The 24,368-nt window shown below is 39.2% G+C and carries 24 protein-coding genes and 1 tRNA gene; 13 read left to right on the top strand and 12 right to left on the bottom strand.

What is annotated here, in order from left to right; translation table 11 throughout:
- The 6 genes from L1S31_RS03045 to L1S31_RS03070 form a co-directional block, all read right to left on the bottom strand.
- Entirely contained in the window at positions 1-459 is a 459-nt protein-coding gene (locus L1S31_RS03045; protein ID WP_236461954.1) for a gliding motility lipoprotein GldH family protein, read from the bottom strand.
- 112 nt (positions 460-571) lie between these two features.
- Positions 572-1,933, bottom strand: a complete 1,362-nt coding sequence (gene radA / locus L1S31_RS03050) for a DNA repair protein RadA (protein WP_236461957.1) — start codon at positions 1,931-1,933, stop codon at positions 572-574.
- The gene (locus tag L1S31_RS03055) at positions 1,933-3,222 is read right to left on the bottom strand and encodes an alpha/beta hydrolase-fold protein (protein WP_236461959.1); all 1,290 of its coding nucleotides are present in this window, start codon (positions 3,220-3,222) and stop codon (positions 1,933-1,935) included. Before L1S31_RS03055 ends, radA begins: the two co-directional genes overlap by 1 nt.
- Before the next feature lie 95 nt (positions 3,223-3,317).
- A complete protein-coding gene (locus L1S31_RS03060; RefSeq protein WP_236461962.1) occupies positions 3,318-3,926 on the bottom strand; it encodes an FAD-dependent oxidoreductase in 609 nt (202 codons plus the stop codon).
- A 4-nt stretch (positions 3,927-3,930) separates the two neighbouring features.
- Positions 3,931-4,128, bottom strand: coding sequence for a hypothetical protein (locus tag L1S31_RS03065; RefSeq protein WP_236461965.1), 198 nt, complete (start codon positions 4,126-4,128; stop codon positions 3,931-3,933).
- A gap of 38 nt (positions 4,129-4,166) precedes the next feature.
- Positions 4,167-4,742: a MarC family protein gene (locus L1S31_RS03070; RefSeq protein WP_236461967.1), complete on the bottom strand. Its 576-nt coding sequence runs from the start codon at positions 4,740-4,742 to the stop codon at positions 4,167-4,169.
- Positions 4,743-4,884: 142 nt separating this feature from the next.
- On the opposite strand from L1S31_RS03070, the gene L1S31_RS03075 reads away from it, so the two are divergent.
- Positions 4,885-5,457, top strand: coding sequence for a DUF3109 family protein (locus L1S31_RS03075; protein WP_236461969.1), 573 nt, complete (start codon positions 4,885-4,887; stop codon positions 5,455-5,457).
- A 32-nt stretch (positions 5,458-5,489) separates the two neighbouring features.
- Here the strand turns inward: L1S31_RS03075 and L1S31_RS03080 are convergent.
- Positions 5,490-5,563: transfer RNA gene (locus L1S31_RS03080), tRNA-Ala, on the bottom strand.
- Positions 5,564-5,720: 157 nt separating this feature from the next.
- Here L1S31_RS03080 and L1S31_RS03085 point away from each other — a divergent pair.
- Both L1S31_RS03085 and L1S31_RS03090 read left to right on the top strand, forming a co-directional pair.
- Positions 5,721-7,598, top strand: coding sequence for a T9SS type A sorting domain-containing protein (locus L1S31_RS03085; protein WP_236461971.1), 1,878 nt, complete (start codon positions 5,721-5,723; stop codon positions 7,596-7,598).
- A 27-nt stretch (positions 7,599-7,625) separates the two neighbouring features.
- Entirely contained in the window at positions 7,626-8,369 is a 744-nt protein-coding gene (locus tag L1S31_RS03090; RefSeq protein ID WP_236461973.1) for a T9SS type A sorting domain-containing protein, read from the top strand.
- A 151-nt stretch (positions 8,370-8,520) separates the two neighbouring features.
- Here L1S31_RS03090 and L1S31_RS03095 read toward each other — a convergent pair whose 3' ends face one another.
- The gene (locus L1S31_RS03095) at positions 8,521-10,215 is read right to left on the bottom strand and encodes a DUF6029 family protein (RefSeq protein WP_236461975.1); all 1,695 of its coding nucleotides are present in this window, start codon (positions 10,213-10,215) and stop codon (positions 8,521-8,523) included.
- A 3-nt stretch (positions 10,216-10,218) separates the two neighbouring features.
- Positions 10,219-10,698 carry a TlpA family protein disulfide reductase gene (locus L1S31_RS03100; protein WP_236461980.1) on the bottom strand — a complete coding sequence of 160 codons (480 nt, stop codon included), beginning with the start codon at positions 10,696-10,698 and terminating at the stop codon, positions 10,219-10,221.
- A 94-nt stretch (positions 10,699-10,792) separates the two neighbouring features.
- Here L1S31_RS03100 and L1S31_RS03105 point away from each other — a divergent pair, with 94 nt between their 5' ends.
- The 4 genes from L1S31_RS03105 (at position 10,793) to L1S31_RS03120 (ending at position 13,710) form a co-directional block, all read left to right on the top strand.
- Positions 10,793-11,623, top strand: a complete 831-nt coding sequence (locus L1S31_RS03105) for an Omp28-related outer membrane protein (protein WP_236461982.1) — start codon at positions 10,793-10,795, stop codon at positions 11,621-11,623.
- Between the two features lie 81 nt (positions 11,624-11,704).
- On the top strand, positions 11,705-12,466 hold the full coding sequence (locus tag L1S31_RS03110; RefSeq protein ID WP_236461985.1) for an enoyl-CoA hydratase/isomerase family protein: 762 nt from the start codon (positions 11,705-11,707) through the stop codon (positions 12,464-12,466).
- Positions 12,467-12,492: 26 nt separating this feature from the next.
- Positions 12,493-12,945 carry a 6-carboxytetrahydropterin synthase QueD gene (gene queD, locus L1S31_RS03115; RefSeq protein ID WP_236461988.1) on the top strand — a complete coding sequence of 151 codons (453 nt, stop codon included), beginning with the start codon at positions 12,493-12,495 and terminating at the stop codon, positions 12,943-12,945.
- A 12-nt stretch (positions 12,946-12,957) separates the two neighbouring features.
- Positions 12,958-13,710, top strand: coding sequence for a UDP-2,3-diacylglucosamine diphosphatase (locus L1S31_RS03120; protein WP_236461991.1), 753 nt, complete (start codon positions 12,958-12,960; stop codon positions 13,708-13,710).
- Here the strand turns inward: L1S31_RS03120 and recJ are convergent, their stop codons facing one another.
- Positions 13,711-15,399: a single-stranded-DNA-specific exonuclease RecJ gene (recJ, locus tag L1S31_RS03125; protein ID WP_236461994.1), complete on the bottom strand. Its 1,689-nt coding sequence runs from the start codon at positions 15,397-15,399 to the stop codon at positions 13,711-13,713.
- A gap of 114 nt (positions 15,400-15,513) precedes the next feature.
- On the opposite strand from recJ, the gene ade reads away from it, so the two are divergent.
- Complete coding sequence (gene ade, locus L1S31_RS03130) at positions 15,514-17,136, top strand: adenine deaminase (protein ID WP_236461995.1); 1,623 nt, start codon at positions 15,514-15,516, stop codon at positions 17,134-17,136.
- A gap of 54 nt (positions 17,137-17,190) precedes the next feature.
- Here the strand turns inward: ade and rsmI are convergent, their stop codons facing one another.
- Positions 17,191-17,901 (bottom strand): 16S rRNA (cytidine(1402)-2'-O)-methyltransferase, encoded by a 711-nt coding sequence (gene rsmI, locus L1S31_RS03135; protein WP_236461999.1) that lies wholly within the window; start codon positions 17,899-17,901, stop codon positions 17,191-17,193.
- Positions 17,902-18,894 carry a DUF8457 domain-containing protein gene (locus tag L1S31_RS03140; protein WP_236462002.1) on the bottom strand — a complete coding sequence of 331 codons (993 nt, stop codon included), beginning with the start codon at positions 18,892-18,894 and terminating at the stop codon, positions 17,902-17,904. It lies immediately after the preceding gene.
- Positions 18,895-18,995: 101 nt separating this feature from the next.
- Between L1S31_RS03140 and L1S31_RS03145 the strand changes: the two genes are divergently transcribed.
- The 5 genes from L1S31_RS03145 (at position 18,996) to L1S31_RS03165 (ending at position 24,318) form a co-directional block, all read left to right on the top strand.
- Positions 18,996-19,634 carry a thymidine kinase gene (locus tag L1S31_RS03145; protein WP_236462004.1) on the top strand — a complete coding sequence of 213 codons (639 nt, stop codon included), beginning with the start codon at positions 18,996-18,998 and terminating at the stop codon, positions 19,632-19,634.
- A gap of 23 nt (positions 19,635-19,657) precedes the next feature.
- Complete coding sequence (locus L1S31_RS03150) at positions 19,658-22,102, top strand: bifunctional UDP-N-acetylmuramoyl-tripeptide:D-alanyl-D-alanine ligase/alanine racemase (RefSeq protein ID WP_236462006.1); 2,445 nt, start codon at positions 19,658-19,660, stop codon at positions 22,100-22,102.
- A 79-nt stretch (positions 22,103-22,181) separates the two neighbouring features.
- A complete protein-coding gene (mscL, locus tag L1S31_RS03155; RefSeq protein WP_370637868.1) occupies positions 22,182-22,583 on the top strand; it encodes a large conductance mechanosensitive channel protein MscL in 402 nt (133 codons plus the stop codon).
- 283 nt (positions 22,584-22,866) lie between these two features.
- Positions 22,867-23,856 carry an aspartate-semialdehyde dehydrogenase gene (locus L1S31_RS03160; RefSeq protein WP_236462013.1) on the top strand — a complete coding sequence of 330 codons (990 nt, stop codon included), beginning with the start codon at positions 22,867-22,869 and terminating at the stop codon, positions 23,854-23,856.
- A gap of 108 nt (positions 23,857-23,964) precedes the next feature.
- Positions 23,965-24,318, top strand: coding sequence for a hypothetical protein (locus L1S31_RS03165; protein ID WP_236462017.1), 354 nt, complete (start codon positions 23,965-23,967; stop codon positions 24,316-24,318).
- Positions 24,319-24,368: the final 50 nt, after the last annotated feature.

Raw genomic sequence — 24,368 nt, forward strand, 5'->3', positions numbered from 1 at the left:
TTATTTCACGTTTTGAACTGCGAGCCCAACGCCAATGACGTTTGGAAGAAACGGTCCTTTAAAACTATGGGAAACCGTGATTTTATATTCCCCTTTTTGGAGTTTCGTCCTTTCCTTGATTTTATAAAATAAATCACAAACATCACCCGAACAATCTGCAAGTTGCTTTCCGGATTCGTCTTTGATTTTTAAATCAATGGCTATTTGCTCTGTTTTACCATCAGGGCTTTGTATGGTTACATTTAGGGGAATGCTTTCGAACTGATAGTCATAAACATGGCTAAATTCAAAAACGATGTTGTAGAATTGGGCTTCATTTTCAATGTCGAATTCGTATGTTTTTATGTCTGAAGACAACCAACGCTGTTCTTCAGGCAACTTATCAAACTGATGAAAATGATTTTCAGAACAAGAAAATAAAAGCGGGAAAATGATAAATAAAAGGAATTTTGTTTTCATAAATAGTCCGTTATTATTTACCTGGATCGCTTTCCTATTTTTATTGTCCTAACCAAATGTAAGGAGAGCGACAGGTTTTACATTTATATAATTTAAAGAATAATTTATAGGATTAGCCGAACAATTGTTCAACCACTTCTTCAATTTTGGAAACCAATACGACTTTTATTCCCGGAAATTTTGCTGAAATCTTGTTGTATTTGGATACAAAAATTGTGGAAAAACCCAATTTCTCTGCTTCCTGAATGCGCTGTTCCACACGGTTTACAGGCCGTATTTCCCCCGAAAGCCCTACTTCACCGGCAAAGCATACATCCTTTCCTACTGCGATATCTTCGTTGGAAGACAAAATCGAAGCTACAACTGCCAGGTCAATCGCCGGGTCATCTACGGAGATTCCGCCCGTAACATTCAGGAAAACGTCTTTTGTCCCAAGGCGGAAACCGGCTCGTTTTTCCAAAACAGCCAAAATCATATTCAGTCTTTTGGCGTTATAACCGGTAGTGCTTCGTTGTGGCGTTCCATAAACTGCGGTTGAAACCAACGCCTGGATTTCTATCATCAAAGGCCGCATTCCTTCCAATGTTGATGCAATTGCAGTTCCTGATAATTCTTCTTCGCGATGCGAAATCAATATTTCCGAAGGATTGGAAACTTCGCGTAAGCCTGAACCCTGCATTTCGTAAATACCCAATTCGGCTGTAGAGCCAAAACGGTTTTTAAGCGAACGCAAAATTCGGTAGACATGATTCCTATCGCCTTCAAATTGCAAAACGGTATCCACCATGTGCTCCAAAATTTTTGGTCCTGCGATGTTTCCGTCTTTGGTAATGTGCCCAATCAAAATGACCGGAATATTGGTTTCCTTGGCAAACTTTATCAACTCCGCAGTTGTTTCCCTAATCTGGGAAATGCTTCCGGCTGTTGATTCAATATAGTCCGTATGCAAGGTTTGGATTGAGTCGATAATGACAATATCGGGTTCGGTTTCTACAATATGACGAAAAATATTTTGGGTTTTGGTTTCGGTCAGAATATAGCAATTATCGCTGTTGGGATTAATGCGTTCTGCGCGCATCTTGATTTGCTTCTGGCTTTCCTCTCCCGAAACATATAAGGTTTTATAAGGAAGTTTCAAAGAAATCTGGAGCAACAAGGTGCTTTTTCCAATTCCTGGTTCGCCTCCTAAAAGTATTAGTGAACCCGGAACGATTCCGCCACCAAGTACGCGGTTCAATTCGCCATCGGTAGTATCCATACGTACTTCCTGGGTCGAATCGATTTCCTTTATTTTTAAGGGTTTGGAAACTCTTTTAGATTCTGTATTTGAAGGTTTCCAGCTTGTTTTTTCTTCTTTCTGAATAATTTCTTCGGCAATGGTATTCCATTCTTTGCAAGAATTGCATTGTCCCTGCCATCTGGCATATTGAGCACCGCAATTTTGACAAAAAAAAGTCGTTTTGAGTTTGGACATTATTCTTGTTTTTTCTCTTCTGTTGGGGTATCCGTTGCCGGAGTATCTGTTGGTGTGGTTTCAACCGGAGCATCTGTTGGCGTAGCTTCTTCTACGACAGGTTCCTCTTTTCCTGGTTTACCATTTTTCCCTTTTTTAGGCAATGATTTTTTCAATTCATCGGCTCTTTCAATCATCATATCTTTGGTCAAATCTCCAATTTCTTCACGTTGAAAAGCTGATAAATAGGATTTTACCGCTTTGGCATTATCGCCTTTTTTCTCCCACATTTGGCCTAGTTCATAATCAGCCAGCATTGATTTCGGATAGTTTTTTCGGGCTAATTGTGCCAGTTTATCGAATTCATCATAAGCCTTGTTCTTAAGGATTGCAGCTTCAATGGCTTTAAAATCATTCAAACGGATTGGGAGTTTTAAAGCAAACGCTTTTTCGATAACGTCGTATTTTTTAGTCAGGTAATCAACATATCCCGAAGTTAACGGAGCAATTTTTTCATTAAACTCTACCGTTGAAATAGGCTGATAGACTGAAAATATCTGATATAACGCACTCGGAATGGAATTCAGCACCAACGAATAATGCGAAGCTCCCTTGAAATCGTCAAATCTGTAATTGAGGGTTTCCTTCTTGATTTTATTGGCAGCGGCATCAAGGGCTATGATACGGTTACGCATTTTCTTAACATCTCCATCAGCCGAAGACTGATAATAAAAAAGAGGCTTTGTAATTGCCGAAAGCCTATCCGGAAGTTGTTCTTCCATTCCTGCAGGAAGTTCAGGGCTCATTGATATGTAGGCATCAAAAACCGGATTGTCTTTGTATAAATATAAATTCAGGAATCCTGCTGTGGTGTCCAATCCTGCTATCATTTTGAAAGGAGCTGTTCTAAAATTTTTCTGGATATACGGAATTAGTTCCATACCTAAAAACTCAAAAAACTGTTCTCCTTTTTCCGAAGGCAACCCTGTAGTTTCATCGACCATGCAATCGGTTTCGCGCTCATTATTTTTGTTTTGGCTTACGCCGACAATAATCACTTCGGGCAAATCATCCCAATAATAGCCATAACTCAAAGCGCCCTGAAAAGGATCAAAAAGGAAATCACCATCCAATAACAATAAGATAGGATACTTTTGGTTGGGATGCTTTTCGTATGATGGCGGCAATCCAATAACAATTTCCCGGTCTTCATTCAGCTTTTGGGAAGCAATGGTATCGATTACTTTTTGATTTTGTGAAAATATGGCGTTGGAACAAATAAATATTACAAACAGGAGCAGTTTCTTCATGACTATTGGATTGAGTTAAATAGCATTATTGCCAAAACGATCAGCAAGATAATAAAATTATCATTCCGTCGAAATGTAAAGCCTAAAAAAGGAAACTACTTTTTAATGGAGTCGTGGCTTTGGGAGGAAATTCCGTTATTCCATAAAGTCAGGATATCGGTTGCTACAGCTGCACCGCTTCCGGCCGCAATAGCCAATTGACTGCGCCAACCTGCAAGTGTTCCTGCCACATAAATGCCTTCGGAAACTTTGTGGTCTTCATTTTTGAGCTGGATGCGCTGTTTTTCAGCAATTGCCTTTTTATGTGGTTCGATATAGTGGTTCAGGCCTTCAATATCAAATGTATTCGAATAACCAATGGCAAGCACAATGGTTTTTGCGTGATAGGAATTTTTATTGGTGGTAACGGTGAAATTTGGAAATTCCCCTGAGACTTTCAAGACTTTTTCGCCTTCAATTTGGCTAACGTGCGGGTATAATTCCTGCAGCTGTTCGGTGCTTTCCGTCAGTAGCTCTGAACCGAGTTTTCCTGCCGGGACTCCGTAAGCATTATAAAAAATGGCTTCCTGAAGCGAAGATGTTTTTTGATGTGTGATGATGCCGATTTTTTTATCCTGGGCAAAAGCCTTTTTGTGGGCTGAGCCCAAAATCAAGGCACAAGACATTCCGGAAACGCCACCACCAATTATTAAAACATCAAACATCGATTTATTTTTTTAGTTTCTCCTCGATTTTTTTAGACATCCTAAAAATCACGAGAATGAAGATAGCGCAAAGAGATGCTGCAATTCCGATTAAGGCTGCCATGCTGTTGCCTTCAAAGGGTTTGTCAAAATCAAGCAAAGTAAAATTGAACACAACAAGTCCAAAAGCAAGAACAATCAATATAGTGGTGAAAATTTTCATCAAATAAATTTAGAGGACAAAAATACTAAAATTTGATGTTACGCAAATAGACCTTTAACATTAGCTGCAAATAATTTAACAGCGATTGCCAAAAGTACGACGCCAAAAACTTTCCGGATAATGCTTAAGCCATTTTCGCCCAGCATTTTTTCAATTTTTGCAGACGATTTTAAGACGAGATATACCAAAATAATATTCAAAAGTATCGCAACAATGATGTTTACCGATTGAAATTCGGCGCGAAGCGAAAGTAAGGTTGTCATGGTTCCGGCGCCGGCTACCAAAGGAAAAGCAATCGGAACAATGGATGCTGAAGTCGCTTTTTCATCTTTATATAAATGAATCCCGAGTATCATTTCGAGTGCTAAAAAGAATAACACAAACGAACCTGCAACCGCAAACGAATTAGCATCAATGCCAATTAATTTCAATATTTCCTCTCCCACAAAAAGGAAGGCAATCATAATCATTGCAGAAACCAGCGCCGCTTTCCCCGATTGGATTTCTCCAAATTTCGACCTCAGGCCAATAATCACAGGAATGCTTCCCACAATGTCAATCACGGCAAAAAGTACCATCGTTGCTGTTGCAATTTCCCTAAAATCAAAATTCATTTCTTAATTTTTTTTACAAAATTAGCTTTTTAATCGTTTGTAAACGCTTTTGATTTTACCTTTGCACTGAAAAGCAAAAGACAATTAATAATTCATTTTAAAAATACCTGAAGCCCACGGGGCTTCCTCCTCTTAATATCAAATGTTTCAATTAGGCAAAACCATCGTTTCTGAAGACATACTTGAAAAAGATTTTGTATGCAATCTTTCTGCTTGCCATGGCGCGTGCTGTGTAGATGGGGATGCAGGCGCACCTTTAACGGAAGCGGAAACCAAGATACTCGAGGAAATTTATCCAAAGGTAAAGCCATTCCTGCGCAAGGAAGGCATTGAAGCTATTGAAGCGCAGGGCGTTTGGGTTGTGGGAACCGATCAGGATTTGGAAACGCCTTTGATTGATAATAAGGATTGCGCGTATGTGATTTTTGATGGTAAAACGGCACTTTGCGGAATTGAGCAGGCTTACAATCAGGGAATCATTGACTGGAAAAAACCGGTTTCCTGCCATTTGTATCCGATACGTGTAAAGGATTTCAGCGAATTTGCTGCCGTAAATTATGATCGTTGGGATATTTGCAATCCGGCATGTTCGCTCGGAAAGGAGCTTGAAATTCCGGTATATAAATTTGTCAAGGAAGCTTTAATAAGAAGATTCGGAGAAGATTGGTATGCTGAATTGGAGAAAGTTGCTGAAGAATTAAAGTCTGGAAAATAAAAAAACCGAAGTAAATCACTTCGGTTTTTTTGTGGAGAAGATGGGACTCGAACCCACGACTTCTTGCCTGCCAGGCAAGCACTCTAACCAGCTGAGCTACATCCCCAAAATTTGGTAGGCAAATATATACTTTTTGTTGTGATTACAAAAAATATTAACTTCAAATAAATCATTCTAATGCAACCAATTAGAATTATTTTTTTGTATAATTGCAATTATTTTTTTTAATCCCAAAAATTTAACAACAAACTAACTTTTTATTCATGAAAAAAATTACGCTATTAATTACATTATTATTTACTTCATTTTTCGGTTTTTCACAAACCACTTACTACTCAGAAGATTTTAACGGAGGCGATTTAAACGGCTGGACAACAACCGACTTAAACAACGATGGCTTGGAATGGTCGGTACTTGACGCATCATCCATCAATGCTGCTTTTGGAGCTGGTTCATTACTTTCATTTTCGTATGACGATGCAACCAGTACAGCTGTAACTCCTGACAATCTTGTTACTTCACCAGCGATTAATTTGAGCGCGGTGACAGATCCAAATGTGTATTTGCTTTACGATCAGATCACCAGTACAGACTGGCCTGGAGAGCATTATGCTGTTTATGTTACTACTTCAAATGATCCAGCAACGATCATTGCTTCAACACCGGTTTATGAAACTACTGTTGGAAGTGGAACTTTAGCAAATAAATTTTTTAACCTTACTTCACATATTGGTGAAACAGTATATGTAAGTTTCAGGCATTTTAACTGCTATGATAAATATTATCTGGTACTTGACAATGTTAGATTGAAAAGTTTAGCTTCCAATGATGCACAATTTGTATCTGCAAAATTGAACAGATATGGATTGTTGAATTCTAACAACACTTTGACTTTTACAGTTAAAAATGCAGGAAGCAACGCGATAACAAACCTAACCCTTAACTGGAATGATGGTACAGACCACACAGTTACGGTTCCTAAAAACATTGCAGTTGGAGCAACTGGTACAGTAAACCACACAACTACTGTGTCGTACTCTTCTGTTGTAGAGAAAAACTTAGCTTTAAGCATTACTGCAGTAAATGGAAACACAGATCCAGTTCCTGCCAATAATACCGGAGCTGCAAAATTCAATACCGTTAGCCAGGCTTCACCTAAAAAAGTTTTCTTTGAAGAAGGAACAGGAACATGGTGTGGATGGTGCCCAAGAGGTGCTATTGCAATGGCATACATGGACACAACTTATCCAAACGAATTTATTGGTGTAGCGGTTCACAATCAGGATCCAATGATGTTGGCTGATTATGATGGTGGTGCTGATTTTTCAGGTTTCCCTGGAATGAACGTTGACCGTGTTGTAAAAGGTGCTGACGTAAGCCAGACTACAATGGTTAACAATTTGAATGCGAGAAAAACATTAACTGTACCAGTGGCTTTGAATGCTAGTGGGGCTGTAAATGGTTCTCAAATCACTATTAATGCTGATGCTACTTTCAGAACTGTTTTTGCAAATGCAGACTATAGACTAGGAGTGGTTATTTCAGAAGATGACGTTACCGGAACAAGCAATGGTTACAGACAGACCAATTATTATGCAGCTGGTGCCAATGGCGCTATGGGTGGTTATGAAACATTGCCAAACCCAGTTCCTGCAGCTCAGATGGTATACAACCATGTTGGAAGAGCTTTATTAGGTGGTTATACAGGACAGGATAGCTCAATTCCTTCAACGATTACTGATGGACAAACATCAAGCTATACTTTTAATTATACAGTTCCTGCAACGAGCAATATTGCTAACATGCATGCTGTAGTGTTATTAATCGATCAGTCTAATGGAGAAGTTGTTAATGCTAAATCGGTAGAATTAGCGACTCTTGCAGTAAGCCAAAACGAAGCTTATACATTTAATGTTTATCCAAACCCTGCAAGTGATTATATCAACATCAGCAACCTAAAAGGAGGCAGCTATACAATCACTATTTTTGATATGTTGGGTAGAGCAGTTCAGACTGATAAAAGAGAGGTTTCAGATAATGAAACATTCTCATTGCCTATCAAAGGAGTGTCTCAAGGAGAATATATCGTAAACATTGCTACAGGAAATACTTCTTACAGCAAACATTTATTGGTAAAATAATTTAATAATCTACAATATTTAAACATTATGAAAAAAATACTTGTTGTCATCGCTTGTTTTTATTCAGTTTTGTCATTTTCACAATTGACAATGAAAAAACTTGATGGAACTCCTATTTTGAATGGAGATGTCTTAACCTTTAACACCCTTGGAAATGCTGAGGAAGCTGCAAGTTCTGACCCTGCTTATCTGGGGCTGAAAATTTACAACAGCTCAGCGAGCAACATCAATGTAAAAATGAGGCTTATCAGCATGGTAAATGCTGATGGGAACAATCTTCAGTTTTGTATTGATCCAATTTGTGTTGGAACGCTTACGGTAGGTAATGCTTATCCTGCAAGTGGTAGTTCAATTATTCCGGCCAACGGACAAAACGGAAATTTCGATCACTTTATTAACGCTAATCCTGGTACAGGAAGCGGGAATGTGGAGTATGTTTTGAAATTTTATATGGTAAACTCTTTCGGTGCTGAAATTGGTAACTCAATTACTTTTACCTATAGATATGCTGTTTTAGGAGTTCAGACTAACGCACTTGCAAATGCAGGCATCAATGTTAAATCGACATTGGTAAAATCTCAACTTGAGTTTGATGCGAATGCAAATGGAACTGCTGAACTTTATGATGTAAACGGAAGAATGATTTCATCGCTAAATTACATCTCTGGATATAACTATCTTGATGTATCCAATTTAAATGCTGCTGTTTACATTGTGAATTTCACAACTGAGGAAGGCAAAAAGGCAGCCTTAAAAATTATCAAGAAGTAACTTCTCGATACATTTTTGAAACGTCAGTTCGAGTATACCAATTTATTGGGATGTATCGAGAACCGTTTCAAAAAATACTCGAAGTGACGAATTACATAAATAAAAAATCCCCATCAAATTGATGGGGATTTTTTATTTTATATAATGTCGATTAAAAACTGGTGTTCAGTGAAAGTGAAACTCCGGTACTTTCAGGAACATAACGGCAAACTCCGCCTACACAAACCAAACCTCCTCTTTGCCTTCCATAAGACAATGCGATACGTGTTGATTTATAACGATAAGAGTTACCAATGTTATAATAATGATGGCGTAATTTTTCATCGTCATTCCCATAATTGTACATATCGGAAACATAGACCGTATATTTTGTCCCAAAATTAAATTCAGCCAATAAAGCTGCCCAATTTTTCTTATCGCTATCAGCCCAAAGATGTTCTCCCTGCACGCGCATCGATTTACTTTCGCTGAATTTATAAGTAGTTTCTGCTCCTAATATGTTCGTGTTGACTTCACCATAGGTTTCTTCGATGTATTTTTTATTGTAATACTGATGGATGAAACTAAAGCCCGTTTGCCATTTCTCATTCCATTTTTTTGAAATTTCTATATTGGCATCCGAAAAATATTTTTTACCAAAACCTATGAAATCGGTGTGATAATCCTGAGGTGCGAAAATATAGAATTCACCTCCCAAACCATGGTATTCAGAATAATTTAGCGCAACCTTGGTACCATATTTTCCTCCTAAAGAACTTCCTTTTTTAAAGTTGTAGAACAAATCTATCTGACCACCAATTTCTCCGGCTTTAACCAAATTCACGTCATTAAGGATTACGTTGGGCTGTGCCTGGTATACATAAATATTTGCCAGGTTGTAATGATGCTGTTTGGTCAAACTCGGAACATAATTCATGATTAAATCATTGTACTGATTTCCTTTGGCAATCCTTTCTGAATAGAAACTCATATTTTCCAATCTCCTGAAAGTACCGTCAATCCCAAAACCTTTTTTGGAATATCCCAAATTCAGCAACAAGGCATTTCCCGGTTTTATCAGGTTGTTATCAATTTGATTCCTAACCTGAACAACCGCATCTTTCGATTTGTAATCAAATTCGGTTGAAAAATAGAAGGAATTGTGGGTAAAGTTCAGTCTTCCTGCAAAAGCATTCGTCAGATCATTGAACTTCGGATTAGCTACATCGGTTTCTTCATCCCTTCCTACATAAGTAAGCCCAATAGTCAATTCGTCTTTTTCAAACTTAAAGATATCAGACAGTGCCAACTCGGCATCAGTACCATAAATTTTTCCTTCCGAAACATCAAAACCGGTACGTTGTTGGCCATAAAGCGTTTTTAAGGTAAAATAACTGGTTGGCTTATAGATGAATCGAATTCCCCTCAGCGCATTATTGATTCCCAAAGCCCTGTCTTCCCAAGTCCGTAACAACAAACCGCTTCCAAACTGCTCGTAGTAATAACCGGCAGTAATGTCTATTTTCTCGTTTTGGAACTGGGCAAAATAAGTAGCAACATTAGCGTCTTTGTATTTTGGGTTGTAATTCAGCAGTGCTTCCTGTGCATACGCTTCTCCCTGTATTCCAAACGTCCAGTTCTTTATTTTGTAATTGACAAATAAGTAGTTGTTGGATCGAATTGGATGTTCGGGATGAACTACAGGATTATAAAACTCATCCAGTAATCCGGTGTCGTTTAGATACCATTGTGCATTGGATTCAAATCCGCCTGAAACAGTACCATTATCTTTTTCTTTTTTTTCTTGTTCCTGAGCAAAAGCTCCGGCAGAAAGGGTTAATAGTCCTAATAAGATAATTTTTCTCATCGTTTAAAGCGTCTTAAGTTTTTCAAACAATTCGCTTTCACTTCCCGGAACATAACCATTCTGGATATGTACGATAACGCCATTTTTTACTACGACGGTATACGGAATATTAACGATGCCCAAAGCTCTTTTCAGCTCCTGGTTGTTGTCCAATAAAATTTTGTATTCCCAGCCTTTTCCGTTTACCAATGGTTTGATACGTTTTTGTGTCCTCGAATCATCAGTTGCAACAGCAACGATTTCAATTGGAAGTGTTTTTTTCCAATCTTCCTGCATGTCGTTCATTTCATCAAGTTCGGCAATGCACGGCGTGCACCAGGTTGCCCAAAACGAAAAAATGTAGATTTTATCCTTTTCCATAAAATCTGTAGTGACGGATTTTTTTTGCCCGTCAATGTCTGACAATGAAACATTTGGCATCTTTTTTTGAGAAAAGGCAGAAATTCCTGTAAGGAAAATTAGTGCAATAAGTAGGTTCTTCATGTTTAGTTTAGTTTGTTTGTACAAATAAAGAAATAATAAGTTTAAGATTAAAATTTTTTCATTTATTTTGCTAATCCTTAAACACATAATTGTAATGAAAAGAATAAAAGTCCTCCTTTCTCTTTTAACCTTAATCGCTATTTACTCTTGCAGCGATACGAAAGTAATTGAAAATGTTCCCGAAGATACCGAAACAGCACCTCCTGTTTCAGGCTATTTCAAGAAGCGTGTCTTAATTGAAGATTATACCGGAACCTGGTGCGGAAACTGTACCCGTGTTGCCTACGCCATTGATCAGATGAATGCGCAATCCGACAAAGTGGTTACAATTGCAATCCACAATGGTAATGATCCTTATCATTTTGCAAACATCCAGCCTTTGAAAGATTTGATTATGCCTGGAGCCGACTTAGAATTACCACAATCCCGATTAAACAGGACTATCGTATGGACTTCTCCTGAACCATCCAATCTGGCACAGGCGAAAGCTTTGACGGGAAACAATGCCGGATTGGGACTTGCGATATCATCAAGCATTGTTAGCGGAACGGTAAACCTTGATGTAAGCATGAAATTTGCCCAAAATTATACTGGTTTAAAGTTGGTGGTTTACGCTCTTGAAAACCACTTAATCAAAAACCAGGTAAATTATACTTCGTATTATGGAAACGTCAATCCGGTTCCGAATTATGAGCACAATCACGTGCTTAGAAAAGAAATCACCGATTTGCTGGGCGATCCAATTACTGAAAGCACAACAGCGGGACAAACCATTACTAAATCCTTTACGTTCCCAATACCAGCTAATTTTACCAATCCGGAGAACATTAGTTTTGTAGCAATGATCGTCAATGCGGATAATCTGTCATTAAATGCGAGAGCTGCAGATAAAAACGAAAATCAAACATTTGAACAGAATCCGTAATCGGAAAATAAAAATTTCAAAGGTTGCCCGAAAGGCAGCCTTCTTTTTTTTCTGTAAATTTGTACTACCAATAAAAATATCATGACAACTTCAGAGCAAGGCAACATTGCCATAATCATTCAGGACAAAATTGCTACCATCACTTTCAGTCATCCTGCGAGCAATTCATTCCCGAGTGATTTATTGCAGAAATTAACCAAGGAATTGAATGCCATTTCTAAAAACCCTGAAGTAAATGTAGTGGTTCTGCAAAGTGAAGGAACGACTTTTTGTGCCGGAGCTTCCTTTGACGAATTACTTTCGATAAAGACTTTAGCCAGCGGTAAAAAATTCTTTTCTGGCTTTGCCGATGTAATCAATGCCATGCGTAAATGTTCTAAAATAATCATTGGAAGAGTCCAGGGAAAAGCTGTTGGCGGTGGTGTTGGCCTAATTTCGGCATGTGATATTGTTTTTGCTTATCAGGATGCTTCGGTAAAATTATCCGAAATTGCCATTGGTATTGGACCTTTTGTGATTGAACCAGCTGTTTCACGAAAAATTGGCAAAACCGCCATGGCCGAAATGACCTTGCAGCCAACAATATGGCAAACGGCAGATTGGGCTGTAGCCAAAGGATTGTATGCCGATCTTTTTGATAGCATGGCGGAGGTCAATAATGCTGTCAACCACGAAGCCGAAAGACTGGCATCCTACAATCCGGAAGCATTGGCAGCAATGAAAAAAGTATTTTGGGAAGGAACAGAAAACTGGGACAAACTACTCTATGAAAGAGCTGCAATTTCAGGAAAACTGGTGCTTTCCGATTTTACCAAAGAAGCGTTAAGCCAATTTAAAAAGTAATTACCTTTGCAATTAAATTCATAAGGATGAGTAACATCAGGATTACCAAACAATTTTCTTTCGAAACCGGACATGCTCTTTATGGCTATGACGGCAAATGCAAAAATGTACACGGGCACAGTTATAAACTTTCAGTGACGGTCATCGGGCAACCGATTTCAGATACTTCCAATGTGAAATTTGGGATGGTAATTGATTTTTCTGATTTGAAAAAAATTGTCAAAGAGGAAGTTGTAGACAAATTTGACCATGCTACGGTCTTCAATAAAAATACGCCGCATGTTGAACTGGCTGCGGAATTAAAAAGCCGTGGGCATCATGTGATTTTGGTCGATTATCAGCCGACAAGTGAAAACATGGTTACTGATTTTGCCCAAAAAATAAAAAACCGCCTGCCTTCGAACATAAAATTACATTCGCTGAAATTGCAGGAAACGGAAACCTCGTTTGCCGAATGGTATGCCTCAGATAACGAATAACCTCAACTTTTGATGACTATTTCTCCCAACAAAAAAATATATTTTGCTTCCGATCAACACTTTGGTGCCCCAACGCCCGAAGCCAGTTTTCCGCGTGAACAGAAATTTGTCGCCTGGCTTGACGAAGTAAAGAAAGATGCTGAATGCATTTTCCTTTTGGGCGATTTATTTGATTTTTGGTTTGAATACAAAACCGTTGTACCCAAAGGTTTCGTTAGGGTTTTGGGCAAATTGGCCGAAATCCGCGACAGCGGAATTCCAATTTATTTCTTTGTCGGAAACCACGATTTATGGATGAGCGATTATTTTGAAAAGGAATTGAACATCTCGGTTTATCACGACAATCAGGAATATGAATTCAACGGAAAAGCTTTCCTTATTGGCCACGGAGATGGAAAAGGTCCTGGAGACAAAGGGTACAAACGGATGAAAAAAGTGTTTACCAATCCGTTTTCCAAATGGCTTTATCGCTGGCTGCATCCGGATATTGGTGTAAGGCTGGCACAACATCTATCGGTAAAAAACAAACTGATTTCAGGTGATTCCGACGTGAAATTCCTTGGCGAGGAAAAGGAATGGCTGGTGCAATATTCGAAACGTAAACTCGAGACCAAACATTACGACTATCTTGTTTTTGGACATCGCCATCTGCCAATGATCATCAAAGTTGGGGAAAACTCTGAATATGTCAACCTTGGCGACTGGATTGGCTATTTTACCTATGGTGTTTTTGATGGGGAAAAATTTGAATTGAAGGAATATTAATTACCTCAAATCCTTTAAACGTAGCTGCACCGTTACATTTCCATTAAATTCATTTTCATCAATATGGTAAACAACATCAACCGGCTTTTGGTTTTTGATCTCGTTTAATTTATTTCCAAGTCCGAAACCAATAGCGCCAAATCCTTCACTATCGTTTTGTTTTACAAAAAGTTTTAAATGCTCTTCATCCGTACCTATTGCTTTGGCGTAACCCGTATCCTTTACATTTTTGGTCAAAAAAACCGGAGACATATTTTGTGGGCCAAAAGGCTCAAACTGGTTTAACAAACGCACTAATTTATCGTTGATATCGTTTAAATCAATTTCGGCGTCAATGGAAATCTCGGGAATCAGCAAATCGGGATGGATTGTTTTTTCGACTTCTTTTTGAAAAGCTTCCTTAAACGCCAAATAATTTTCTTCCTTCAGCGTCATTCCGGCTGCATACATATGGCCCCCAAATTGCTCCAAATATTCTGAAGAATTCTCAAGCGCGTTATAAATGTCAAAATCCTTTACAGAACGAGCCGAAGCTGCCAGTTTATCTCCGCTTTTGGTAAAAACTATCGTTGGGCGATAATAGGTTTCCGTCAGTCGAGAAGCCACAATACCAATAACACCTTTATGCCAGTTTTCGTTATAAACAACAGTAGCAAAGCCCTGTTGCTCATTATTTTTCTCAATTTGTTCAAGTGCTTCATGGGTTATTTGTTTATCTAAATCTTTTCGGTCTGCGTTGTGTTGTTCAATTTCGGCTGCAAAAATTTCGGCCTGATCCAAATCGAATTCGGTCAACAAAGCTACTGCTGCATTTCCGTGTTTGATTCTTCCGGCTGCATTGATTCGAGGTGCAATGATGAAAACAACGTCGGTTATGGTTAATGTTTTCTTTTTCAGATTTTGAATGAGTGCCTTGATTCCCGGACGCGGAAAAGTATTGATAACCTCTAATCCAAATTTGGCCAAAACCCTATTTTCTCCTGTTATCGGAACAATGTCTGCGCCAATTGCTGTGGCAACCAAATCGAGGTACGGAACCAAATCGTCAATCGTCTGGTCCCTGTTTTGTGCCAATGCCTGAACCAATTTGAAACCAACACCACAACCACACAATTCATCATAAGGATACGAGCAATCTTCACGTTTTGGGTCGAGGATTGCAACAGCTTGGGGCAGTTTATCGCCAGGTCTGTGATGGTCACAGATGATAAAATCAATGCCTTTATCTTTCGCGTAAGCGATATGGTCTATCGATTTGATGCCACAATCCAAGGCAATAATCAGTGTAAATCCGTTATCATCGGCAAAGTCGATTCCTTTATACGATATTCCGTAACCTTCATCATAACGATCGGGAATGTAAGTCGCCACATTTTCATAATAACTCCGAAGATAACCCGACATCAGCGAAACTGCCGTAGTTCCATCAACATCATAATCGCCAAAAACCAAAATATTTTCACCTTTTGAAATGGCTTTTTCAATCCGTGAAACAGCTTTATCCATGTCTTTCATCAAATAGGGATCATGCAAATCTTCCAACCCTGGACGGAAAAATTGCCGTGCCTGTTCAAACGTCTCAATGCCTCTTTGCACCAAAAGCGTAGCTATCAGCTCACTGACTTTGAGTCCGGCTGCTAAAGCTTTTACTTTTTCGTGGGAAGGTTTTGGTTTGAGTGTCCAGCGCATTTATTGAGTTATGAGTTAGGAATGATGTTCAACAAAAATACATGAAAGACTATGAATCGTAATGCAGTTTTTGTGTATTTATTATTTACATTTGAAATTCTAAATTTCATAAAAATGCAAATTCAAGGTCAGATTGTAGACATCCCCAACCGCAGGATATATTCGGGTGAAATTACTGTCGAAAATGGTAAAATCACTTCCATAACCGAAAAAGAACACAATGTTAAAACCTTTATTCTTCCAGGATTTGTTGATGCCCACATCCACATTGAAAGTTCGATGCTGGTGCCTTCTGAATTTGCAAAATTGGCAGTGCTTCACGGAACCGTCGGAACGATTTCCGATCCGCACGAAATTGCCAATGTGCTGGGAAAAGACGGTGTGCATTATATGATTGAAAACGGCAAAAAAGTCCCGTTGAAGTTTCATTTTGGTGCGCCTTCCTGCGTTCCTGCAACGTTTTTTGAAACAGCCGGAGCAGTGATTGATTCGGAGCAAATCAAGGAATTGATGGCTTCACCCGATATTTATTATTTGTCGGAAATGATGAATTATCCCGGAGTTTTATTTGATGATGCAGAAGTTTTGAAAAAGATTGCCTGGGCCAAACATTACAACAAACCCGTTGATGGCCATGCTCCTGGCTTGCGTGGCGAACCTGTAAAAAAATACATTGCTGCCGGAATCTCAACCGACCACGAATGTTTCACTTATGATGAAGCTGCCGAAAAATTATCATTGGGGATGAAAGTCCTTGTCCGTGAAGGAAGTGCGGCCAAAAATTTTGAAGCGCTGATTGATTTATTGCCGGATAATTACCAAAATATGATGTTCTGTTCCGATGACAAACACCCTGACGATTTGATTGTCGGGCATATCAACCTGCTTTGCCAAAGAGCTGTTGCCAAAGGTTTTGATGTTTTCAAAATCCTGCAGATGGCGTGTATTAATCCGGTGAAACATTACAATATGACTGTTGGATTATTGCAGGAAAATGATGCTGCCGATTTTATTGTAGTGGAAGATTTAACCAATTTCAAAGTGCTGCAAACGTATATCAACGGAGAACTTGTTGCCGATAACGGTCATTCATTTGTAAAACATGTTGACTTCGAAAAACCGAATAATTTCAATACATCTAAAAAGGAAATCAAAGATTTTGAAATTTCTGGCTCAGCCGATAAAATCCGGGTTATTGAGGCTTTGGAAGGCCAGTTGATTACCAACGAAATCCATCACAAAACAAAAATCCAAGACGGCAAAATGGTTTCAGACATTGAAAATGACATCCTGAAAATGGCGGTTGTGAATCGATATCAGGATGCTAAACCAGCAATTGCGTTTATTAAAAACTTTGGATTGAAAAAAGGCGCCATTGCCAGTTCTGTAGCGCATGACTGCCACAATATTGTTGTGGTTGGTACTTCTGACGAGGAAATTTGTAATGCCGTAAACATCATAATCGAAAATAATGGTGGCGTTTGTGCCGTAAATGGTAATAAAAGTAAATCGTTAGCCTTACCTGTAGCCGGAATCATGAGCGACAAAGATGGCTGGGAAACCGGAAAATTGTATCAGGAAATTGATGCGATGTCCAAACAATTAGGCAGCAACCTAAAAGCGCCGTTTATGACCCTTTCGTTTATGGCGTTGTTGGTTATCCCGGATTTGAAATTGTCTGACAAAGGTTTGTTTAGTGGAAATTCGTTTTCGTTTGTGGACTTGGAAGTAGAATAGAAACAAGACCACTTCGTTGAAAGATGCAAGACCGCTTCGCTGAAAGAAAAGAAACTATTCTTCTCTTGTTTCTTGCTTCTTGTTTCTTGTTTCTAAAATTTTCCCTGCAACCACTGCCACAATCTCACCTTTTGGAGGCTTTGCTTCGAAATGTTTCAAGACTTGTTCTGTAGTTCCGCGTATGGTTTCTTCGTGCAGTTTGGATAATTCGCGTGAAACAGAGACTTGTCTTTCGGCACCAAAATACTGTACAAATTCGGCCAAGGTTTTTAGGAGTTTGTGTGGCGAAACATAAAAAATCATGGTTCGGTTTTCATCGGCTAGAGCCAAATATCGGGTCTGCCTTCCTTTTTTTTCGGGCAGAAAACCTTCAAAAACAAATCGGTCATTAGGTAAACCGCTATTCACCAAAGCCGGCACAAATGCGGTGGCACCAGGTAAACAATCGACTTCAATATTATTTTCAACACAGGCACGTGTCAGTAAAAATCCAGGGTCGGAAATAGCCGGAGTTCCGGCGTCGGAAATCAGCGCAATGTTTTCGCCAGCCTGCATGCGCTTAATTAAATTCTCAACGGTTTTGTGTTCGTTGTGCATGTGATGGCTGTGCATGTGCGTTGCAATCTCAAAATGTTTCAGGAGTTTGCCGCTCGTCCGCGTGTCTTCGGCCAAAATCAAATCGACTTCCTTCAGGACTTTTATCGCCCTGAAAGTCATATCATCAAGATTGCCAATCGGCGTTGGGACTATGTAAAGTTTGGACATTTACTGGAATTTTTGCTCCACAATTGCCATGAACCGTTCCATGTAATCTTCTTCACCAACCCAATAGCCATAATCAGGAATGACCATTTCATTGATAAAGTTTTTGGCTTCTGCAAACGTATCAAAGGTGTTCAATTGCGAAATCACACGGTTAAAATCTTCATTGCTGTCGTTGAAAAGATGCTGTACAAAGCCAATCCGGTCGTTCAATCCTATAGCGATGGTTTTGGAGTGGGTATCATTTGTAGCTGCGGGTTTAGCTTCGCTTGTTTCGGCTTCCTTTTTAGGCTCTTCCTTTTCTTCAATTTTTTCTTCTTTATCCGAAGGGAATAATGAAACCTCATCAGGTTTTACGAAAACGGGATCGGCATACTTTCCAATGTGGTCTTCGAGTTTTTCCTCAGGCTGGGTTTCAAATGAAGTTTGCTTCGCCTGTTCGCTATCGCTCGAGTCAGCTGCAACAATTTCCTCTTCTTCTTCCTCATCATCCGCTTCCAATTCAAAGATGGGTTGGAAAGCTGGCTTATCTTCAACTACAGCTTCTTCCTTTTCTTCCAATTCTGGTTCCTCATCCAAAGCTTCTTCATTTTCTTCTTCAGGCTCTTCCGAAACCATGTCTTCTTCTGTCAATGCTGCTGCAACTTCCTCTTCAGCTTCGGGTTGTACCACTTCTTCAGGCGCTGCTTCTGGTTCTGTTTCTTTGGTTTCCTCTTCCTCAGGTTCTGCATCGGCTACAGCTTCAACAATATCTTCCTTAACTTCTGGTTGTGGTACAGCCGTAGCTTTGCCAAATTGCTCAAGTTTTTCTTCCAAAACTTCTTCCTCAACTTCCGATTTTACCGATTCAAAATTGTCCTGATAAAACTTTAAAACAGCAAGCGTCTCGTATAACTTTTGGGTTTCTTTATACAATTGGTCAACTTCCGACTTGTTCTTGAGTTTTAAAATTCGGTGCGCAATGCTTATTAACTCGGCTTCTAATCTTTTTTTCATAAGTTTGGAAATATTATGGAATAAGGTCGTCTTTTTTAATATTTTTGTTTCTGTTACAAAGTAATAAAAACTATTCATTTTTAGCGCAGGAAAAATACAAAATGTTTCTCGAAAATACAGTAAATCATAAAGAACAATTTGGATGGATTGAAGTCATCTGCGGTTCGATGTTTTCGGGTAAAACCGAAGAGCTCATCCGCAGGTTGAAAAGGGCTCAGTTTGCCAAACAGAAAGTGGAAATTTTCAAGCCTTCCATCGATACCCGTTACGACGAGGAGATGGTGGTTTCGCACAATAAAAACGAAATCCGTTCAACGCCGGTTCCTGCTGCAGCCAACATTAGGATTCTGGCTCAGGGTTGTGATGTTGTTGGCATTGACGAAGCACAGTTCTTTGATGACGAGATTGTGGCAGTCTGCAATGATTTGGCCAATTCAGGAATCCGGGTAATCGTAGCAGGACTGGACATGGATTTTAAAGGAAATCCGTTTGGGCCCATGCCCGCATTGATGGCAACAGCCGAATATGTAACCAAAGTGCACGCTGTTTGTACCCGAACCGGAAATTTAGCCCATTATAGCTTTAGGAAAAACGACAATGACAAGCTGGTCATGCTTGGCGAAACCGAAGAATACGAACCGCTGAGCCGCGCTGCCTATTTTAATGCGATGCGCCAAAACATGATTGTAAATGACCCTGAGCATTTGTCTAAAGAGAATGACCCGAGCGCAGCGAACTGACGCAGTAATAATCCCCAACCACATTGAAACTACAAATCAAAAATATTGTTCCCATTATCAAAGCCAAATGGTTTGGGAATGATGACACTACGATAATCGATTCCATTTCCATTGACAGCCGTTCGTTGCAAAACGATGCAAATACCTTGTTTTTTGCAATTTCCGGACCCAATCACGATGGCCATTTATATATTGAAGAACTTATCCGCAAAGGCGTTCTGCATTTTGTTGTCACTACAATTCCTGAAGGCTTGGCAGACAAAGCTAACTTTTTGTTTGTGGATAATACGCTCGACGCTTTCCAGAAATTTGCCGCATTTTACCGCAGCCAGTTTGAATTTCCCGTAATCGGGATTACCGGAAGCAACGGAAAAACCATCATCAAGGAATGGCTGAACTTTCTTTTGAGCCCCGATTTCAACATCATCCGAAGCCCAAAAAGTTACAACTCGCAGGTTGGTGTGCCACTCTCCATTTTAGGAATCAACGAAAAGCACAACCTTGGGATTTTTGAGGCCGGGATTTCGCAGACACATGAAATGGAAAAACTCCAGAAAATCATCCAGCCAACGATTGGGATTTTGTCCAATATCGGTTCGGCCCACGATGAAGGATTTTCGAGCGTTGCCGAAAAAATAAAGGAAAAACTAAAGCTTTTTATCAATGTCAATGTCCTGATTTTACAAAAGAACAAGACCATTAATGCTTTTATCAATCCAAAAATAAAAGTCTTCAGTTGGTGCTCCGATGATAAAAGTGCCGACGTTTACATCACCAAAAAAAATACAGACGAACTAACGGAATTGCATGTCACTTACCGCGAAGATACCTTTCCAATCCGGATTCCATTCCAGGACCAGGCTTCTGTGGAGAATGCAATCCACTGCATGATGGTAATGCTTTATTTTGGGTACAACCACGAAATCATCCAAACCAGGATGGCGCAATTGTATCCTGTGGAAATGCGTTTGAAATTGAAAAACGGAATTAACAACTGCACTATCATTGACGATAGTTACAGTTCCGATTTCCAGTCCTTGAAAATTGCACTCGATTTCCTTGAAAATCAAAAACACCAGAAAAAGAAAACGCTGATTTTGTCGGATATTTTCCAAAGCGGATTGAGCAATGACGAATTGTACTCGCAGGTTTCCCAATTGATTATTTCGAATAAGATTACGCGTGTCATTGGCATTGGTGAAACCATTTCACAATACAAAAACAAGTTCATTAACAGTATTACGTTTAAGGATGTTGCCGAATTTTCAAAAGCTTTTGACAATCTGAATTTTGAAAACGAAACCATATTAATCAAAGGCGCACGTGATTTCCATTTTGAGGAAATCGTGTCGATGCTCGAAGAGAAAACCCATGAAACGGTGCTCGAAATCAATCTCAACGCCATCAGCCACAACCTGAATTTCTTCAAATCAAAACTGAAACCTAAAACCAAAATGATGGTTATGGTCAAAGCTTTTGGCTATGGAAACGGCGGTTTTGAAATTGCCAAATTATTGGAACACCACAAGGTTGATTATCTTGGCGTGGCTTTCGCCGATGAAGGAATTTCTCTGAAAAATGCCGGAATCAAGGTTCCGATAATGGTCCTGAATCCCGAAACGACGAGCTTTTCTGCCATCATCCAGCATCATTTGGAGCCCGAAATTTATTCTGTCAAAGGATTAAAAGCCTTTTTAAAAATTGCCGACCAGAAAAAATTAAAACACTTTCCAATTCACATCAAAATCGACACCGGAATGCACCGTCTGGGATTTGAAGAAGAGAATTTGAGCGATTTAATCCAAATCCTCAAAGGAAACGAAACTGTTCAGATCAAAAGCATTTTGTCACACATGGCAACCAGCGACGATTTGAAACACGATGCATTTGCAAAAGAGCAGATTGCCTTATTCGAAAAATTGTCATCAAGGCTGATGAACGAACTCAACATCAAACCAATACGTCATATTTTAAATACATCAGGAATTACCAATTATGGTGAAGCGCAATACGAGATGGTACGTTTGGGCATTGGGTTATACGGAATTTCCAACGATTACGAAGAGCAAAAGGAACTTCAGATAGTAGGAACGCTGAAATCAGTTATCTCTCAAATCAGGACAATTGATGCCGGTGAAAGCGTAGGTTATGGCAGAAGGTTTATGGCAAGCCACACAACCAAAATTGCGACCATTCCAATTGGTTATGCCGATGGCATCAGCAGAAGTTGGGGAAACAGCCTTGGTTATGTAGTCATTAATGGCAAACCAGCCAAAATTGTAGGCAGCGTCTGTATGGACATGCTGATGGTTGATGTAACCGAAATCGACTGCAAGGAAGGCAATACCGTAATTATTTTTGGCGAAAATCCAACAGTCAATTTTATGGCTAAACAGCTGAATACCATTCCCTATGAAATCCTAACCAGCATTTCTCAAAGGGTTAAGAGAGTATTTTTTAGGGAATAATTTTAAATTTATTCAAAATGTGTTAAAATTTTGTATAATTTAGACTTAATTAACCAATAAAACCAACATAGTTATGGGAATGTTATCAGAGTTTAAAGAGTTTGCAATGAAGGGCAACCTGGTCGATATGGCTATTGCATTCGTAATGGGAGCAGCGTTTAGCAAAGTGGTTTCCGCTTTTGTTGAAAAAATGTTCGCTCCGGTAATCGGACTTTTAATGGGAGGCATTAACCTCGCCGACAAAAAGTATGTCATTACACCCGAAGTCAAGGACGCCGCAGGAGCCGTCACTACGCCTGAAGCTGCCATCGAATGGGGCTTGTTCTTAACAGCATGTATTGATTTCATTATCGTTGCCTTCGTAATGTTCATGATCATCAAAGCAATGAACAAAATGAAAAAACCAGAACCGGCTCCGGCTCCATCAGGACCAAGCCAGGAAGAATTACTGACTCAAATCCGTGATTTACTGAAAAAATAATACCGCTACATTATATATTCTTAACCAAACCGCTTCCTAACTGAGGCGGTTTTTCTTTTTATTTAGCAGCACACGTTTACCTTATTTTAACAAGTGCCGTCCCGCTGTCCGCGCTACATGGTAGCTTGCTCCCATCGGGGCTAAAATTCACGTTTTGCTTCCTTCCGATATAAAGAATTTATTTTGAATCAGGTTATCATTTAAAATTCAAAATTTAAAATTTAAAATATTTTTCTACATACTTTTGTACTTCCAAAATTATAAATCGATAAAAAATATAAATATGAAAGTTGCTGTTGTTGGTGCAACCGGAATGGTTGGCGAAGTAATGCTTAAAGTTTTAGCCGAAAGGAATTTTCCTGTAACAGAATTGATTCCTGTTGCTTCTGAAAGATCTGTGGGTAAGGAAATCGAATTCAAAGGAAAAAAATATAAAGTAGTTGACTTACAAACTGCAGTAGATATGAAAGCGGATATCGCCTTGTTTTCTGCAGGAGGACAAACCTCATTAGACTGGGCTCCTAAATTTGCTGAAGCTGGAACAACAGTTATCGATAATTCTTCAGCGTGGAGAATGGATCCAACAAAAAAATTGGTAGTTCCTGAAATCAATGCTTCCGAATTGACCAGAGAAGACAAAATTATCGCCAATCCAAACTGTTCGACTATTCAAATGGTTATGGTTTTAGCGCCATTGCACAAAAAATACAACATCAAACGCGTCATCGTTTCCACCTACCAATCCATTACAGGAACCGGCGTAAAAGCTGTCCAACAATTGGAAAATGAATATGCTGGCGTACAGGGTGAAATGGCATACAAATATCAAATTCATAGAAATGCCATTCCACAATGTGACGTTTTTGAAGACAACGGATACACCAAGGAAGAAATGAAATTGGTTCGCGAAACCCAAAAAATCATTGGCGACAAATCTATCGCTGTTACAGCAACAGCCATCAGGATTCCTGTTGTTGGTGGTCATAGTGAAGCGGTAAATGTTGAGTTTTCAAACGATTTTGATGTGAATGAGGTCCGCAACATTTTACACCACACAGACGGCGTAACCGTTCAGGACAATACCGATACCTATACTTATCCGATGCCTTTGTTTGCACAAGGAAAAGATGATGTTTTTGTTGGAAGGATCCGTCGCGACGAAAGCCAGCCAAACACCATAAACATGTGGATTGTTTCGGACAACTTAAGGAAAGGTGCTGCAACCAATACCATTCAGATTGCTGAGTATTTGGTAGCGAACAAATTAGTATAGATTCCCGCCTTCGCGGGAATGACAAATAAAGGAATCGTTTGGTTTTGCAAATCATAAAATTTGTTAAAATCAAACGGTTTTTCTTTTGCCAGGCTTACATTTGCATTGATGAAAAAAAGGTTTCTCATACTAAACTCCATCATGGGATTGGTCGTATTGTTCGCAATACTATTCCAATCATTTGACGCCATGAGCCACTTAGAGAAACAATTTTCAGAAAAGCACTGCAACCACAAATACAATCACAGCCAAACCGAAATCAATCATGCCCATGAAGGCTTTGACCATTGTTTCACTTGTGAATTCGCATTCAGCAGTTTTATTTCTCCCTCAAAAATAACCTTTACGGTTCCAAAAATTCAGGTTGTTACCAAATATTCGGCTTACTATTCCAAGGAAATAACCCAATCATTTAGGGGAAGCCTTTTTGCGCTGCGCGCTCCTCCAATTTTTATTGCATAAACGGAAATTCTAAACCGAATCGCTTCGGTAAATTATTCATTTATCAATAA

The sequence above is a fragment of the Flavobacterium wongokense genome (assembly GCF_021608265.1).
Classification (GTDB): domain Bacteria; phylum Bacteroidota; class Bacteroidia; order Flavobacteriales; family Flavobacteriaceae; genus Flavobacterium; species Flavobacterium wongokense.

Coding starts and splice junctions, on each gene's coding strand:
- L1S31_RS03045 (WP_236461954.1), bottom strand. CDS start 459: ATGAAAACAAAATTCCTTTTATTTATCATTTTCCCGCTTTTATTTTCT.
- radA (WP_236461957.1), bottom strand. CDS start 1,933: ATGTCCAAACTCAAAACGACTTTTTTTTGTCAAAATTGCGGTGCTCAA.
- L1S31_RS03055 (WP_236461959.1), bottom strand. CDS start 3,222: ATGAAGAAACTGCTCCTGTTTGTAATATTTATTTGTTCCAACGCCATA.
- L1S31_RS03060 (WP_236461962.1), bottom strand. CDS start 3,926: ATGTTTGATGTTTTAATAATTGGTGGTGGCGTTTCCGGAATGTCTTGT.
- L1S31_RS03065 (WP_236461965.1), bottom strand. CDS start 4,128: ATGAAAATTTTCACCACTATATTGATTGTTCTTGCTTTTGGACTTGTT.
- L1S31_RS03070 (WP_236461967.1), bottom strand. CDS start 4,742: ATGAATTTTGATTTTAGGGAAATTGCAACAGCAACGATGGTACTTTTT.
- L1S31_RS03075 (WP_236461969.1), top strand. CDS start 4,885: ATGTTTCAATTAGGCAAAACCATCGTTTCTGAAGACATACTTGAAAAA.
- L1S31_RS03085 (WP_236461971.1), top strand. CDS start 5,721: ATGAAAAAAATTACGCTATTAATTACATTATTATTTACTTCATTTTTC.
- L1S31_RS03090 (WP_236461973.1), top strand. CDS start 7,626: ATGAAAAAAATACTTGTTGTCATCGCTTGTTTTTATTCAGTTTTGTCA.
- L1S31_RS03095 (WP_236461975.1), bottom strand. CDS start 10,215: ATGAGAAAAATTATCTTATTAGGACTATTAACCCTTTCTGCCGGAGCT.
- L1S31_RS03100 (WP_236461980.1), bottom strand. CDS start 10,698: ATGAAGAACCTACTTATTGCACTAATTTTCCTTACAGGAATTTCTGCC.
- L1S31_RS03105 (WP_236461982.1), top strand. CDS start 10,793: ATGAAAAGAATAAAAGTCCTCCTTTCTCTTTTAACCTTAATCGCTATT.
- L1S31_RS03110 (WP_236461985.1), top strand. CDS start 11,705: ATGACAACTTCAGAGCAAGGCAACATTGCCATAATCATTCAGGACAAA.
- queD (WP_236461988.1), top strand. CDS start 12,493: ATGAGTAACATCAGGATTACCAAACAATTTTCTTTCGAAACCGGACAT.
- L1S31_RS03120 (WP_236461991.1), top strand. CDS start 12,958: ATGACTATTTCTCCCAACAAAAAAATATATTTTGCTTCCGATCAACAC.
- recJ (WP_236461994.1), bottom strand. CDS start 15,399: ATGCGCTGGACACTCAAACCAAAACCTTCCCACGAAAAAGTAAAAGCT.
- ade (WP_236461995.1), top strand. CDS start 15,514: ATGCAAATTCAAGGTCAGATTGTAGACATCCCCAACCGCAGGATATAT.
- rsmI (WP_236461999.1), bottom strand. CDS start 17,901: ATGTCCAAACTTTACATAGTCCCAACGCCGATTGGCAATCTTGATGAT.
- L1S31_RS03140 (WP_236462002.1), bottom strand. CDS start 18,894: ATGAAAAAAAGATTAGAAGCCGAGTTAATAAGCATTGCGCACCGAATT.
- L1S31_RS03145 (WP_236462004.1), top strand. CDS start 18,996: ATGTTTCTCGAAAATACAGTAAATCATAAAGAACAATTTGGATGGATT.
- mscL (WP_370637868.1), top strand. CDS start 22,182: ATGTTATCAGAGTTTAAAGAGTTTGCAATGAAGGGCAACCTGGTCGAT.
- L1S31_RS03160 (WP_236462013.1), top strand. CDS start 22,867: ATGAAAGTTGCTGTTGTTGGTGCAACCGGAATGGTTGGCGAAGTAATG.
- L1S31_RS03165 (WP_236462017.1), top strand. CDS start 23,965: ATGAAAAAAAGGTTTCTCATACTAAACTCCATCATGGGATTGGTCGTA.